This window comes from Paraburkholderia sp. GAS448 (assembly GCF_050435685.1).
GTDB lineage: Bacteria > Pseudomonadota > Gammaproteobacteria > Burkholderiales > Burkholderiaceae > Paraburkholderia.
Genome location: NZ_JBNDKT010000008.1, coordinates 91,512 through 105,586 on the forward strand (window position 1 = coordinate 91,512; position 14,075 = coordinate 105,586).

The 14,075-nt window shown below is 64.3% G+C and carries 13 protein-coding genes; 4 read left to right on the forward strand and 9 right to left on the reverse strand.

The window, feature by feature from the left end; all coding sequences use genetic code 11:
- Nucleotides 1–16: 16 nt before the first annotated feature.
- Together P3T23_RS17090 and P3T23_RS17095 are read right to left on the reverse strand one after the other, a co-directional pair.
- A complete protein-coding gene (locus P3T23_RS17090) occupies nt 17–400 on the reverse strand; it encodes a cupin domain-containing protein (RefSeq protein WP_429317340.1) in 384 nt (127 codons plus the stop codon).
- On the reverse strand, nt 400–1,002 hold the full coding sequence (locus P3T23_RS17095) for a LysE family translocator (protein ID WP_429317341.1): 603 nt from the start codon (nt 1,000–1,002) through the stop codon (nt 400–402). The genes P3T23_RS17090 and P3T23_RS17095 overlap by 1 nt, the downstream gene beginning before the upstream one ends.
- Nucleotides 1,003–1,105: 103 nt before the next feature.
- On the opposite strand from P3T23_RS17095, the gene P3T23_RS17100 reads away from it, so the two are divergent.
- On the forward strand, nt 1,106–1,975 hold the full coding sequence (locus P3T23_RS17100; protein WP_429317342.1) for a LysR substrate-binding domain-containing protein: 870 nt from the start codon (nt 1,106–1,108) through the stop codon (nt 1,973–1,975).
- 174 nt (nt 1,976–2,149) lie between these two features.
- On the forward strand, nt 2,150–4,654 hold the full coding sequence (locus P3T23_RS17105) for a mechanosensitive ion channel domain-containing protein (RefSeq protein ID WP_429317343.1): 2,505 nt from the start codon (nt 2,150–2,152) through the stop codon (nt 4,652–4,654).
- 123 nt (nt 4,655–4,777) lie between these two features.
- Here P3T23_RS17105 and P3T23_RS17110 read toward each other — a convergent pair whose 3' ends face one another.
- Genes P3T23_RS17110 through P3T23_RS17135 form a run of 6 tightly spaced genes read right to left on the reverse strand, consistent with a single transcriptional unit; the run spans nt 4,778 to nt 9,920 of the window.
- Nucleotides 4,778–5,581: a c-type cytochrome gene (locus P3T23_RS17110; protein WP_429317344.1), complete on the reverse strand. Its 804-nt coding sequence runs from the start codon at nt 5,579–5,581 to the stop codon at nt 4,778–4,780.
- Nucleotides 5,578–7,203 (reverse strand): b(o/a)3-type cytochrome-c oxidase subunit 1, encoded by a 1,626-nt coding sequence (locus tag P3T23_RS17115; protein ID WP_429317345.1) that lies wholly within the window; start codon nt 7,201–7,203, stop codon nt 5,578–5,580. Before P3T23_RS17115 ends, P3T23_RS17110 begins: the two co-directional genes overlap by 4 nt.
- The gene (locus tag P3T23_RS17120; RefSeq protein ID WP_429317346.1) at nt 7,193–7,762 is read right to left on the reverse strand and encodes a cytochrome C oxidase subunit II; all 570 of its coding nucleotides are present in this window, start codon (nt 7,760–7,762) and stop codon (nt 7,193–7,195) included. Before P3T23_RS17120 ends, P3T23_RS17115 begins: the two co-directional genes overlap by 11 nt.
- A 10-nt stretch (nt 7,763–7,772) precedes the next feature.
- Nucleotides 7,773–7,949: a hypothetical protein gene (locus tag P3T23_RS17125; protein ID WP_429317347.1), complete on the reverse strand. Its 177-nt coding sequence runs from the start codon at nt 7,947–7,949 to the stop codon at nt 7,773–7,775.
- Between the two features lie 29 nt (nt 7,950–7,978).
- Nucleotides 7,979–9,253 (reverse strand): c-type cytochrome, encoded by a 1,275-nt coding sequence (locus P3T23_RS17130; protein ID WP_429317502.1) that lies wholly within the window; start codon nt 9,251–9,253, stop codon nt 7,979–7,981.
- A 55-nt stretch (nt 9,254–9,308) separates the two neighbouring features.
- Complete coding sequence (locus P3T23_RS17135; RefSeq protein WP_429317503.1) at nt 9,309–9,920, reverse strand: c-type cytochrome; 612 nt, start codon at nt 9,918–9,920, stop codon at nt 9,309–9,311.
- Between the two features lie 551 nt (nt 9,921–10,471).
- Here P3T23_RS17135 and P3T23_RS17140 point away from each other — a divergent pair.
- Nucleotides 10,472–10,909 (forward strand): carboxymuconolactone decarboxylase family protein, encoded by a 438-nt coding sequence (locus P3T23_RS17140; protein ID WP_429317348.1) that lies wholly within the window; start codon nt 10,472–10,474, stop codon nt 10,907–10,909.
- A 168-nt stretch (nt 10,910–11,077) separates the two neighbouring features.
- Here P3T23_RS17140 and norR read toward each other — a convergent pair whose 3' ends face one another.
- Nucleotides 11,078–12,667, reverse strand: a complete 1,590-nt coding sequence (gene norR / locus P3T23_RS17145) for a nitric oxide reductase transcriptional regulator NorR (RefSeq protein ID WP_429317349.1) — start codon at nt 12,665–12,667, stop codon at nt 11,078–11,080.
- A gap of 141 nt (nt 12,668–12,808) precedes the next feature.
- Between norR and hmpA the strand changes: the two genes are divergently transcribed.
- The gene (gene hmpA, locus P3T23_RS17150) at nt 12,809–13,990 is read left to right on the forward strand and encodes an NO-inducible flavohemoprotein (RefSeq protein WP_429317350.1); all 1,182 of its coding nucleotides are present in this window, start codon (nt 12,809–12,811) and stop codon (nt 13,988–13,990) included.
- The last annotated feature ends 85 nt before the right edge of the window (nt 13,991–14,075 follow it).

A 14,075-nucleotide genomic window follows, 5' to 3' on the forward strand; every position in this document is an offset into this window, starting at 1 on the left:
CGACCAGTCCGAACACTTACGCAAGCTGTTGTGCCAGCGTCTTCGTCAACGGAGTATCGACGTCGCCTGTGTGCTTCGTGGTAACCGTCTCGATCAGGACGATCCAGCATTCGTCGTCGGCCATGGGTTTGTGCAGCGTGCCGCGCGGCACCACATGAATCGACCCGGCCGCGAGATTTACCGTGCGGCCGTGCTCGTACTCGATCTTCAGATTACCGCGCACGACGCAGAACAATTCGTCCTCCCCATCATGGCTGTGCCAGACGAACTCGCCCTGCACCTTCGCCACCTTGACGTACTGGTCGTTGACCTGCGCCACGACCTTCGGCGACCAGTGCTCATGGACCGCCTCGAAGGCGGCCGACAGATCGACTGTTTCCGCAAAAACGGACTTGCTCATCATTTGCTCCACATGGGAATAATCGACACGGCCAGCAGCAAGCCCAATGCGATATTGAGCATCCGCCATTGCCGCGGGGTTTTCAGAACACGGGCGAGCAGCACCCCGGCGACGCACCACAGGCACAACGACATGGCTGCCGCCAGACCCAACGCCGAGCCGAGCAGCGCCGCGAGATGCAGCGGCCCGTCGGCCAGCACCGAAAACGAAGCCGCCGCGCCGAACGCCATCGCCCAGCCTTTGGGATTCAACCAGAGCACGCAGGCGCCGCCGATGAAGGTGGGCGGCACCGCCACGTCGGTATCGAATTCAGGTGCGCCGCTGCGGCCGATCTTCCAGGCGAGCCACAACAGATAGGCGCTGCCGGCCAGCCTCATCGCCAGTTGAAGCGATGGCGCGGCGAGCAGCACGCCCGCGAGTCCGGCCGCGACTGCCGCCGCGAGCAACGCCAGGGCCGCCGCGGCGCCAGCCATCAACGGCACCGAGCGACGGAAACCGAACCGCGCGCCCGAGGCGGTCGCGAGCGTGGTCGCGGCGCCGGGTGTCAGCGTGGACACGACAGCAAACAGGATCAACGGTGCGACGGAATTGACGGGGAGCATGGCTGCGCGTGGTTATTGACACGATGTCAGACTGTAGGCCGCCGCCCAGCATTAGGGAAACCATATTCTTGAATGTCATGCATTAGTAAATATAATGCTGAGCATGGCAAGGAACCTCGATATCACCCTCGTCCGCACGTTCGTCACGGCCGCCGACAGCGCGAGCATGACGGTCGCGGCCAACAGCCTGCACCTGACGCAGGGCGCGGTCAGCCAGCAGATCAGGCGGCTTGAAGAAGCGCTGGGCTGTACCCTGTTCGAGCGCGACCGGCGCGGCCTCAGGTTGACGCCGGTCGGCGAGCGGCTACTCGGCAAGGCGCGGCGCCTGCTCGGCATGAACGACGAAATCTGGGCAGAGATGAGCGCGAGCGCAATGCAGGGCTGCGTGCGGCTCGGCGTACCGTATGACCTCGTTGGCACGACGCTTGCGCCGGTGTTCAGGGCATACACGGAAGCGTGGCCGCAGATCGACATTTCGCTCGTCTGCGGGTCGTCGCCGGAACTCGCCGATGCGCTCGCCGCAGGGGACATCGATCTCGCGATCATCGAAGAACCGGTTGGTGCGACAACCGGCGAATGTCTGCGCGTCGAGCCGCTGGTGTGGGTCGGCGCACGCGGTGGCCGTGCGCGTCTGAAACGCCCCCTTCCCGTGTCGATGGTCACCGACACCTGCGCGTTCCGCCCGGTGGTGCTTGCCGCGCTGCGCGACCAGGGTTTCGAATGGCGGACAGTGTTCGAGAATGGCAACATCGAGGCGACGACCGCGACAGTGCGGACGGATCTCGCCGTCACCGCATGGCTGGCCTCGACGGTGCCCGCCGACCTCGACATCCTCGGCGCGGACGCCGGCCTGCCCGCGCTGCCGAACTTTTCGATCAACCTGCATTTGCCCCGCCACGGCGGTGAAGCCGCCGCACAGGAATTCGCGCGATATCTGCGCGAAGGCCTCCTCCGACAGCGGGAAGCGGCCTGATTGCCGCCCGGCGGACCGCACGCGATAGCCGCCGCCGGACCCCGCCCGAGGGCCGGATCAGGTCAATCCGGCAGGAACTTGTGTGCGCGGGCCGTTGTCGGTTGAATGGGCAGGTGTACCGGCCCGCACTCCGGCGCGTACGTCGCGCATCTGACTCCCCGTCTTCTCCACACCATGCGTAAATTACTGATTGCCTGTTTTCTGGTCACGTTCGCGCTGTCAGCGTTTGCCGCTTCGTCAACGTCGGCGGCTGCTGCCGCTGGCGGCGCTTCGGCCACGCCAGCGGTCGCACTGACACCCGATCAGGCCCGCCAGGCACTCGATGTGCTGAACGACCCGCAACGGCGCGCCCAGATCGAGGACACGCTGCGCGCGGTTGTCGCGGCTGGCGCGCTCAGCGCCGTGCCGGCGTCGGCGTCGGCGCCGGCGGGGGCTTCCGCCGCCGAACCGGCGAGCAGCACGGCCAGCGGCGTCGCAGAGGCACTTCAGCGGAACGGCCTCGCCTCGCAACTTGCGCGCCAGGGCGCGCACTGGCTCGCCAATGTCGGCTCGGCGCTGCGCCGCTCGGTGGCAGCGCTGCTCGACGTGGCGTCGGTACGCGCATGGTGGCATGACGAACTGGCCAGTCCGCAAGGACATGCGATGCTCGGCCGGGTCACATGGACTCTGCTCGCCGCGCTGCTGCCCGCCCTCGCGCTCGAATGGCTGACTGGCCGTGTGCTTCGCAAGGCGTCTGAGTCGACGGCCAGGCGCAGCGCGAACAACCTCCGTGAAGCAAGGGAAAGTGAACAGGAGGCGGACGCGCACGCCTTGGCCGTCGCGACCGCCGAAGCAGTCAGCGGCGCGCCCCATCCCCTTGACGAAAAAGTCGAAGGCGCGAGCGGCAAATGGCGCATCACACACCCCTTGTCGGTGTTACGGCGGTTGCCCGGCGCACTGCTGCATACGCTGTTCCGGCTGATACCGCTCGTCGTCTTCGTGATTGTGGCGAGCGCGCTGATGTCCGTGCTCTCCGATGACGGCACGCCCGCTGGCAGTGCGCTCGACGCGCTGATCGACATCTACGTCGCGTGCCGGGGGGCCGTGATCATCAGCCGCTTTTTCCTGCAGCCCGACGCACCGGCGCTGCGTCTGTGGCGAATGGGCGACCGCTGGGCTGCGCTCACGCATCGCTGGGTCGTCTGGATTGCGGTCGTGATCGGCGTCGGCACGGGTGTGGCGGAAGTCGCCGTGCACCTGGGCATGAACGACGACGCCCATCTCGCGATCGTGAAAACCGTCGCGCTCGTCACGCACGTGATGGTGTCGATCCTCATCCTGCAATGCCGCCGCCCCGTTGCCGCGCGCATCCGCGAACGCAGTGCGGCGCTTCCTTCGCTGGCGTTCATCGGCAACTGGCTGGCCGACGTGTGGGCCGGCCTCGCCGTGTTTGTCGTGATGGCGCTCTGGTTCGTGTGGGCGCTCGACGTGCGCAATGGCTATGAGGCGTTGCTGCATCTCGGCGGGATCTCGATTGCGGTGCTGGTCGCTGCGCGAGTCGTTTCGATCGTCGTGTTCGGCGCGCTCGGCCGCGTGTTCAATGTCGAAGAGGAAGACGAACGGTCGATCGCCCAGCAGCATGCGTATCGCTACTATCCGCTGCTGCGCCGCGTGCTTTCTACGCTGATCGTGGTCGTCACCGCGCTCGCGCTGCTGCAGGTATGGGGTTTGAACCTGTGGCAACTGTTTCATCCCGGCACGATCGGCCACCGGCTCGCGTCGGCGCTCGTGACGATCGCGATCGCCGCGGTGATCGCGCTCTTCGTATGGGAAGCGGTCAACGCGTCCGTCGAACAACGGCTCGCGCTCTGGACGTCGAGCGGTGATTTCGTGCGCGCCGCGCGCCTGCGCACATTGTTGCCCATGTTGCGCACCGCGCTCTTCGTCGTGATTGCGCTGGTGGTCGTGCTGACGGGTCTCTCCGAGCTTGGCGTCAACACCGCGCCGCTGCTCGCAGGTGCGAGCATCTTTGGCGTCGCGCTCGGCTTCGGCTCGCAGAAACTCGTGCAGGACTTCATCACCGGCATCTTCCTGTTGATGGAAAACGCCATGCAGGTCGGCGACTGGGTCACGCTGGCGGGTGTGTCCGGCACGGTCGAATATCTGTCGATCCGTACGGTGCGTCTGCGCGGCAGCGACGGCTCGCTCTACACCGTGCCCTTCAGTTCGGTGTCGACGGTCAACAACACGAACCGGGGGCTCGGCAATGCGGCGGTAAAGGTCAGCGTCGCGTACGGACAGGACGTCGATCTCGCGATCGCCACGCTGAAGGAAATCGGTGCCTCGCTGCGCAACGACGACAGGTTCAAAAACGGCATCCTGTCCGACTTCGCCTTCTGGGGCGTCGACGCGGTGGACGGCGCGTCGGTCACACTCACCGGACAGATCCAGTGCCGCGACACCGCGCGTTGGGGGGTGCAGCGTGAATTCAACCGGCGCGTCCTCGACCTCTTCCAGCAACGCGGGATCGAGATCTCGAATCCACAGCGCAGCGTGCTTGTACGGGGCGAAGGGGCTTTGACTGCGGCGGCTGACGGCTCACAGGAGCCGACGCCTGCGAAGCAGCCAGGCGCTGAGGCAGTAGAGGAACAGCAACCGCCCGCAGAAACACAAAAGGCCAAAGGCGCACGCGCCCATTGATGTCGCTTCGGCGAACGCTTCGTCACGACGTAACGGCAACCCGCAATGACGACTGGCAAGCGTGGAAACCCGTCAACGGGAGACGCCTGAACTCATGCCGCACGCGGCGCGAAGCCCCGGAAATCATCGCTCCTCAGGGTGAGCGCCAGCATAGTAGGCAGCCGCGGCCTCGACCTCCTGCGGCGTCATATGCCGTACGACATTGCGCATCTGCTCGCTGATGTCGTTGTGGCGCGTTCCTGAAGCAAAAGCCGTCAACTGCGCCTTGATGTACGCCGCTGGCATCCCTTCGAGCCATGGGCTGCCTGCCTTGTTGTCGACGCCGCCGTGACAGGACGCACACGGCGCGATGTTACGCATCGGCGAACCGTGCGCAACGATGTCCGGCATCGGCGGGTTCTCGCCGGGAGCCAGCCTCGGGCGCGGCAGCGATGCGTAGTACGCGGCGACGTCGCGCATCTCCTCATCGCTCAGATTCTTGACCATCGGCGACATCACCGCATTGGTCCGTGCGCCCGACTGAAAATCGAGCAACTGCTTGTAGATGACTACCGCATACTGCCCGGCGAGATTCGGCGAATTCGCGTCGCTCATGCCGCGTTCGCCGTGACACATCGTGCAGCGCATCGCCAGCGTGGCGCCCCGGCCGATCGACAAGGCAGTCGGATGCGTCAACAGTTGCGGCGTGATTTCAGCGGTGCTGGTGTGGAAGGCCGGCTCGATGGTTTCGACGCCCGCCATCCATTTCTGCGGCACCCCGGCCGCGCTGCAGATCGCGTTCCACAGCCCCTGGAACGGCGCATCCTGCTTGACCGAAGGCAGCCATATGAAGCCCACGACCAGCGAGAACACCACCACCGCGATCGTCGCGCCAACCGTCACCCTGAACCAGGGATTGCGCAGCGAGAACAGTTGTTCGTTGCTCATCGCGGTCCTCCAATCGGCACGGCCGGCACCGAGGTCTCGGGATGCGACAGCAGTTCTCCGATCGGATAGCCGTAGTTCGCAATTGTGAGCCCGATCATCAGCGCAAGCCACAGGCCGAAGCTGTTCAAGGCGACAGGCAGCGTCTTCGGCTCATGCACGGCGGTCGCGAAACGGTATTCCGTAACTGTGATGCGCGGCCCGCGTTGCGTGCGATACAGGATCACAAAGAACAGGATCGCCGAGATCACCAGGATCACCCCGCCCACCGCCGACATCGCCACCCAGACCGCCTGAGCCGCGATCTGCGGATCGGTGTAGTCGTAAAACGCCATACGGCGCGGCATGCCGAGGATGCCGACGTAATGCCACGGGAACGTGGTCACGATCATGCCGATGAACCACAGCCACAGTTGCAGGCGCATCAGCTTCAGGCTCGTCACCGCGCGGCCCGTCAGATGCGGCCACAGGTCGTACGCGATCACGAAGTACATGATGACGATCGCGCCCGCGAAGATCAGGTGGAAGTGCCCGGTGATCCACTGCGTGTTGTGGATCGTCGAATCCATCTGGTAGCTCATGTTGATGATGCCGCCCGCGCCGCCGAAGCCGAGCATCACGAACGAGAATGCGACCGCCAGCATCATCGGGTTGTCCCAGGGCAGCGCCTTGAGCCAGCCGAACGCGCCCTTGCCGCCGCGCAGCCGCGCCGCGATCTCAATCGACGCGCTGATCGTGAACACCGTCAGGAGCGTCGGCACGGTGACGAGCGCGGTGAACACCGAGTGCATGAACTTGAAGCCGGAGCCGACCTGCGGATCGGCAAACAGATGGTGAATGCCGATCGGCATCGACACCACGAGGAACAGGATGAACGACACGCGCGCCATCGAATCGCTGTACAGCCGCCCGCCGATCGCGCGCGGAATGATCGTGTAGTACGCGATATACGCCGGCATCAGCCAGAAGTAGACGATCGCGTGCAGCGTCCACGAGAAGAACACGCGGGCCAGACCGGAGTCGATCGTGGTCGTGAAGCCAAGCGCGACAGGCAGGATCTGAAACAGCAGTTCGAGCGCCGCGCCCACCGCCGTCCAGCCCCACAGGTAGGCGCCCGCCACGGTGGCGAACATCGCGAGCGGCACCGGCTTGCCGGGATTCTCGCGCTTCCAGACGCTCATGTTGATGCCCATCAGCGCGACCCAGATCCACGAGCCGACCACGACCAGCACGACGCCAATGTAGTAGAACGCGTTGCCGATCATCGGCGGATAGAACGTGTACAGCACCGACGCGAGGCCCATTGCGACCGGCACCAGCGCCGTGACTGTGCCTACCAGCACCAGCCAGAAGCCAGCCCATGCCCACTTCAAACCGACGAGCGGGCGCTTTAACGCCAGTTCGGACACCGCGTAGCCGAAGCCCATCGCGATCAGCGTCGGAAACACGTAGCCCATCGCCGTACCGTGCGCGGTCACTGAGCGGTAGTACAGCTCGGGGTTTTTCAGCCACGGATGCAGCGGGCTGCGAACGATCATCTGCCAGGCGCCGAGCAGCAGCGCCAGGCCGAACGACGCGAAGGCGAGCCAGAAATGCGCGAGAACGACCCGTTTGCTATTGAACACAGCTGACCCTCCGCGAAGCGGCCGCCATCTGCGCGAACTTCGCCTTGTCGACGACCTGCACGTGCGCCCACATGTCCTGGTGGCCGACGCCGCAATATTCATGGCACGGCATCAGGTGTTCACCAGGCTGATCGAAGGTCGTCCTGAAGGTCGAGATGTAGCCGGGTTCGAGCATCGAGTTGAGATTGGTGTGGGTGATCAGGAAACCGTGCACGACATCGGCGCTGGTCGCACGAAACGTCACCGGCGTGTCGGTCGGCACGACGATGCATTGCGGCGTGAACGAATACTGCTGCGCAATCAGACGCACGGTCACCGAGCCATCGCTTTCGCGCGCCGTACCGAGGTTGCTTTCGATGAATTCGCCGGAGACATGCAGCGACGTCGGGTCGACGGTCTCGACGCGCGACGGCGGCATCATCGCCCAGTGCAGGCCGGTGAAGATCACCATCGCGACCAGCACCGCGATGATGCTGACGACCAGAATGGCCCAGCGTCGCTCGATGCGCGCTGCGACCTCTTCGGCGTCGGGGCTGTGGGGTGCGGGGTTCATGGCCATGCAGGGCGCCTCACTGAATCACGCCGCGAGGCAGGAAGACGAAAAAGTAAAACGCAAACCACAGCCCGATGACGATCGCGGTCGCCGTGCCCGCCAGCGCGATGGCGCCGCTCGGGCCACGCCTCACGATGTCGTCGACCGCCTGATCTTCGGCGCTGTGCGTCCGGTCGGAGGGGGAATCGCTCATGGCTGCCTCGTTGTGCTCACTCAGTGACATCAATACAGGGGGGCGCTACGCAACTGGTTCGCTTCCCTCGCCGTGATCGGCGCGCCGCGATTGCCCCACGCCGTGCGGATGAAGGTGACGACCGCCGCCACTTCCTCGTCCGACAGCGTCTGTGCGAACGGCGGCATGCCGTACGGCTCCGGATTCTTCTCGGTGCCCGGCGGGTAGCCGCCGTTCAGCACCATGCGGATCGGGTTGACCGCCGACGTCATCAGGATCGACTGGTTCTGCGCAAGCGGCGGGAAATGCGGCGGCTTGCCCTTGCCTTCGGCGCCGTGACAGACCGCGCACTGCGCTTCGTAGATCTTCTTGCCGAGCGGGAACAGGAGGTTCTTTTCCTCTGCCACTGCGGTGCTCGGGCTCGTGGCCGTCTGACCGCTGCGTTCCGGCAGGCTCTTCAGATACACCGCCATCGCGCGGATGTCCTCATCGCTCAGGTACTGCAGGCTGTCATAGACGACTTCCGCCATCGGTCCATACACCGCGCCGCGCTTCGAGACGCCGCTCTTCAGCAGATCGGAAATATCCTCGATGCTCCAGTCGCCGAGGCCCGCCTCCCTGTTCGAGGTGAGCGAAGGCGCGTACCAGTTCTGCATCGGGATCAGGCCGCCCTCGAAGGCCTTCGATGCCGAACTGCCGCCCAGCGCATTGATCGCGGTGTGGCACATCGCGCAGTGACCCGGGCCTTCGACGAGATACGCGCCGCGATTCCATTCGGCAGACTGCGTGGGATCGGGCTTGAATTCGCCCTGCCGGAAGTACAGCGTGCGCCAGCCAAGCAGCAACTCGCGCTTGTTGAAGGGAAAGCGCAGCGCATGCGGCCGGTTCGGCTGATGCACCGGCGGCACCGACATCAGGTACGCAAACATCGCATCCGAATCGGCGCGCGTCATCCGCGTATAGGACGCGAACGGCATCGCCGGATACAGCAGCGAGCCATCCTTCGACTTGCCCTCATGCAGCATCCTGTAGAAGTCGTCGGCGGACCACGTGCCGATGCCGGTTTCCTTGTCCGGCGTGATGTTCGGCGTATAGAGCGTGCCGAACGGCGTGTCCATCGGACGCGTGCCCGCGAACAGCTTGCCGGCCGGCATGGTGTGGCAGGCGATGCAGTCGCTTGCGCGGGCGAGATATTCACCACGGGCAATCAGCTCGGCGTTGTGCGCAGGCGTTGCGCCCTGTGCATGCGCGAGCGTGAATGCCGCACAGAAGAGCGCCGCGCTGCGGCCGGCGGTGCGTGCGAGCGTCCTGAGCGTCCTGAGCATCCTGAGCGTGCCAGAGGGTGTGACGGGTCGGAGAGCGGACAATTCGGTTCTCCGGTTAGTGAGGGACGCTGCCGCACTCAAGCGGCATCTTCAGCGACCCAGCCGCGGCCGGCGAGGGGTTCGCAGGCGCCTGCTGCGACGCCAGCCATGCCGCGACCGCCGTGATGTCACGCTCGTTCAACCGCGTGGCGACCGTCTTCATGCAATCGGGCGCAGCCGCACTGCGGGTGCCGTAGCGCCATGCACCGAGCTGCGCGCTCAGATAGTTGGCGTGCAGGCCGAGCAGGCCCGGAATGGCCGGCTCCATGCCGGTCAGCGCACCGCCGTGACAGCTTGCACAGGCGGGAATCGTGCGGGCGGGGTCGCCATGCGTCACCAGTGTCTGACCGAGTGCGAGCGTCGCGGCATCGACAGTGGGCGTGGCCGGCTGCGGGAACGGCGGCCGTTCAGCAGCGAAGTGATCGGCGATCTTTTTCAGGTACGCGTCGGGCAGGTACGCAAGCAGATAGTTCATCGGCGGGTACTTGCGCCGACCGTCGCGGAACGCCAGCAGCTGGTTGTACAGATAGCCCGCGGGCTTGCCGGAGAGACGCGGGAAGTAGTCGTTGTCGGTACCCTCGCCGTGCGCGCCATGACATGCGGCACATGCAAGCACGCGAGCCTGCATCGTGTCGGGCGCCTGCTCGGCGGCGGGCTCCGCCGCAGACGCTGTGAGGCTCGCCGTCAGGCTCGACCACGCGAGAAGCGCGATCGCGATAGATGTCCGCCGTGCAGATGTCCGCCCTTGAGCCACCTCGACCCTCTCACTCTGGTTGTGCATGCCTGATACGCGAACGGCAGCCAACAACGTGGCGAAGCTTGCTGGAACCGTTTATGCGCGACTCTTTTTTCATCGCCAGATGACACGGCGCGCATTCGCGATCCAGAACATCCGGCGCATTCTAATGGTGCTGAACGGCACTACGAGCTGCGGAGATCAGAGTGGAAATTACCACAGGCGTCGAGCGCCAGGTTAATCAAATAGATAGGCGACAGGCAGCGAAACAATCCGGCGTATTTTTTTCAGCCTGACAAATATGGAAGCGCTACCGACGTTTTTCAGGCCCGTCACTGGTTACCTGCAAAAAGTCAAAACCGGTCATTTTGCTGAACCAGTGAGTAGCCTAATCTTCCTCATGTCGCGTCGCTGCACGCACAACCCAAACCGAGGAATCCATCATGCAATCCCGTCTCGACTTCTACAAAGCCAACCCGAACGCCATCAAGGCCCTCCTCGCGCTGGAAGAACGCATCGCGAAGTCCAGCCTCGAAAAGTCGCTGACCGAACTGGTCCGCCTGCGTGCATCACAGATCAACGGCTGCGCGTTCTGCGTCGATATGCATACCACCGATGCACGAAAAGGCGGAGAAACCGAGCGTCGTCTTGCAACGGTCGTGGTCTGGCGCGAAACGCCGTTCTTCACGGATCGCGAACGCGCCGCGCTCGAATGGACCGAAGCCGTCACGCTCGTGTCACACGGGCACGTGCCCGACGCTGTCTGGGAAGCGGTGGAGCCGCACTTCAGCGAAGAGGAACTCGTCGACCTGACGCTGCTCGTCAATGCGATCAACAGCTGGAACCGCTTCGCGATCGCGTTCCGCAAGATGCCGGCCTGAGCGGGATGCGAACGATGAGCGGTTTCAACTGTTCATCGGTTATCTGGCCGTGCGTACCGTGGCGAAAATGATCAGCCTCGGAGAGGCAAACGAGGCGCCCCATGGCCGCCTCCGGTGAGGTGGCGCAGCGCAGCGCGCCGACGTGCGAGTGGGGCGCGCCAGCCCGTGCTACTTCAAGCCCAGCCGTCTTGCGAGCCGGTTGAGGTTCGCGCGGTCCATACCCAGCTCGCGTGCGGTGGAAGCCCAGTTGCGTTCGTTACGCGCGAGCGCTTCGCTGATGAGCGTCCGTTCGAACGATGCGACAGCCGTGCGGAAATCGTCGCCGGGCTGCGCATTGCCATCGGCAGCGGCGGCCTCCGACGTCATGGCTGCCCGCCCAGCTTCGGAAAGCGCGAGATCGGCCGCCGTCAGCGTCAGAATGCGCGGCCGCTCGCGATGACGCGCGAGCGCCTTCAGCGCGCTGCGCCCGATCAGATGTTCCAGTTCACGCACATTGCCCGGCCACGGATAGGCGAGCAGCGCGGCCTGCGCGTCGCTGGAGAGGCGCAGACTCAGGAGGCCGAGGCGCGAACGGTTTTCTTCGAGGAAGTTACCGGCGAGCAGCAGCACGTCGCGCCCGCGCTCACGCAATGGCGGCGCCCACAACGGATAGACGCTCAACCGGTGATAGAAGTCGGCACGAAAGCGGCCTTCACGCACCTCTCCCGCAAGGTCACGGTTGGTCGCCGCAATCAGCCGCACGTCGACCTTGTGCTCGCTGTCCGAGCCGATGCGTTGCAACTGGCCGTTTTGCAGCACGCGCAGCAGCTTGGCCTGCACACCGAGCGACAACTCACCGACTTCGTCGAGAAAGAGCGTGCCACCGTCGGCCAGTTCGAATTTGCCGCCCCGGTCGGTCGACGCCCCCGAAAACGCACCCTTCACGTGCCCGAACAGCTCGCTTTCGACGAGCGTATCCGGCAGCGCCGCGCAGTTCAGGCTGACCATCGGCTTGCCCGCGCGCGGCGAGAGCGCGTGAATGGCGTTTGCGACGAGCTCCTTGCCGACGCCGGTCTCGCCGGCAATCAGTACGGTCAGATCGCTATTCGCGACGACACGGATCTCGTCCATCAGACGTTTGTACGGCGCGCTGCTGCCGATCATCTCGCGACGGCTCTGGCTGCTCGCGAGCCGATACGCTTCCGCGCGCCGGCGCTCCTCTTCGGAGCTGCGCGCGAGCGTGTCGATGCGCTCCACGACGCTCACCGTCGCTGCCGCAAGACTCAAATAGGCCTGCAGCGACGGCAGATCAATCGAATCGAATTGCGCAGGATCGAGCGCGTCGAGCGTGATGAGCCCCCACAGCCGGTCATCGATATACAGCGGGCAGCCGAGGCAGTCGTGCACTTCGAGGTTACCTTCGACACCCTGCACGAGGCCGTCATAGGGATCGGGCAAACCGGAATCGGCGGCGAACCGCGTCGGCTCACGCTGGTCGAGCAGTTGCGCGAAGCGCGGATGATCGTTCACGCGAAAGCGCCGCCCGAGCGTATCGCTGCTCAAGCCGTTGATGGCGAGCGGCACCAGCGTGTCGCCCTCGAGCCGCAGCAACGCCGCGGCGTCCCCGGGAAAAAGCGTGCGCAGGGTTTCAAGCAGACGCCGGTAACGCTCCGTGTGCGGCAACTCCCGCGACAGGTCTTCGACGAGTGGAATCAACGCGTCCAGCACCGCATGAACAGTCAATGTGACTACATCAGTAGTCTTTTCGACTCGGGTCATATTCACCACGTAAATTCAGATGTGACTGATTTTAAAAGACTTTCAAGCTGGCACGGAACCTGTATATAGCAGTGTGAATCAGCGGAACCGGTAGCTGCCGGTTTCCCCTCTTCCACTCACGCATGATAAGGAACCACCGATATGCTGACCGCCGAACATCGCACCATCGTCAAGGCTACCGTGCCGCTTCTCGAAAGTGGCGGCGAAGCGCTGATCACTCACTTCTACAAAATGCTGCTCGACGAGAATCCATCGGTCCGGCCGCTCTTCAACCAGGCCCACCAGGCGAGCGGCGCGCAACCACGCGCGCTTGCCAACGGTGTGCTGATGTACGCCCGTCATATCGACGAGCTCGAACAGCTTGGCGGCCTCGTGTCGCAGATCATCAGCAAGCACGTCGCCCTGCAGATTCTTCCCGAGCATTATCCGATCGTAGGCGGCTGCCTGCTGCGCGCCATCCGCGAAGTGCTCGGACCGGAGATCGCCACCGATGCCGTCATCGAAGCCTGGGCCGCGGCTTATCAGCAGCTCGCCGACCTGCTGATCGGCCTTGAAGAAAATATCTACGCCGAAAAGGAACAGGCTCCTGGAGGATGGCGCGGTGCGCGTACCTTCCGCGTCGTACGCAAGGTGGCCGAAAGCGAGGAAATCACGTCGTTCCATTTTCGACCGGTCGACGGCGGCGAAGTGCTCGAATTCGATCCGGGCCAGTACATCGGGATGCGCGTGATCGTCAACGGTGAAGAGCTGCGCCGCAACTATTCCCTTTCCGCTGCCGCGAACAGGCACGAATACCGCATCAGCGTGAAGCGCGAACCGGGCGGCAAGGTGTCGAACCATCTGCACGACAACGTCCACGAGAACGACACGCTGGAACTGTTCGCACCGTCCGGCGACTTCAAGCTCGAACACAACGACAAAACGCTCGTGCTGATCAGCGGCGGCGTGGGCATTACGCCGACTCTCGCGATGCTGCAAGCCGCGCTCGCCACGCAGCGCCCGGTGCACTTCATTCACTCCGCGCGCCATGGCGGCGTGCACGCGTTCCGCGACTGGATCGATGGGCTGGCGGCACGTCATCCGCAACTGAAGCACTTCTATTGCTATGAGCATCAGCGCACCGGCGACGCAAAAGCCCATGCGTACGGTCTGCTGGACGCGCAACAGCTGGACGAATGGCTGCCGGAAACGCGTGATGTCGATGTCTACTTCCTTGGGCCACTGGGCTTCATGAAGGCCATCAAGAAGCATCTGAAAGCGCTGGGTGTACCCGCGAAACAGAGCCGCTACGAATTCTTCGGGCCGGCCGCTGCACTCGAATAACGCGTTTTATCCCTTCACACGCCAATCAGGATATTGCGGGTAGCGGCCTCACAGGGGCGCGCGGTTGAAGCTGCGCGCTCCTTCA

Bases quoted from the DNA above. Each gene is read 5' to 3' on its own strand.
- P3T23_RS17090 (WP_429317340.1), bottom strand. From the start codon at position 400: ATGAGCAAGTCCGTTTTTGCGGAAACAGTCGATCTGTCGGCCGCCTTC.
- P3T23_RS17095 (WP_429317341.1), bottom strand. From the start codon at position 1,002: ATGCTCCCCGTCAATTCCGTCGCACCGTTGATCCTGTTTGCTGTCGTG.
- P3T23_RS17100 (WP_429317342.1), top strand. From the start codon at position 1,106: ATGGCAAGGAACCTCGATATCACCCTCGTCCGCACGTTCGTCACGGCC.
- P3T23_RS17105 (WP_429317343.1), top strand. From the start codon at position 2,150: ATGCGTAAATTACTGATTGCCTGTTTTCTGGTCACGTTCGCGCTGTCA.
- P3T23_RS17110 (WP_429317344.1), bottom strand. From the start codon at position 5,581: ATGAGCAACGAACAACTGTTCTCGCTGCGCAATCCCTGGTTCAGGGTG.
- P3T23_RS17120 (WP_429317346.1), bottom strand. From the start codon at position 7,762: ATGGCCATGAACCCCGCACCCCACAGCCCCGACGCCGAAGAGGTCGCA.
- P3T23_RS17125 (WP_429317347.1), bottom strand. From the start codon at position 7,949: ATGAGCGATTCCCCCTCCGACCGGACGCACAGCGCCGAAGATCAGGCG.
- P3T23_RS17130 (WP_429317502.1), bottom strand. From the start codon at position 9,253: ATGCTCAGGACGCTCAGGACGCTCGCACGCACCGCCGGCCGCAGCGCG.
- P3T23_RS17135 (WP_429317503.1), bottom strand. From the start codon at position 9,920: ATGCAGGCTCGCGTGCTTGCATGTGCCGCATGTCATGGCGCGCACGGC.
- P3T23_RS17140 (WP_429317348.1), top strand. From the start codon at position 10,472: ATGCAATCCCGTCTCGACTTCTACAAAGCCAACCCGAACGCCATCAAG.
- norR (WP_429317349.1), bottom strand. From the start codon at position 12,667: ATGACCCGAGTCGAAAAGACTACTGATGTAGTCACATTGACTGTTCAT.
- hmpA (WP_429317350.1), top strand. From the start codon at position 12,809: ATGCTGACCGCCGAACATCGCACCATCGTCAAGGCTACCGTGCCGCTT.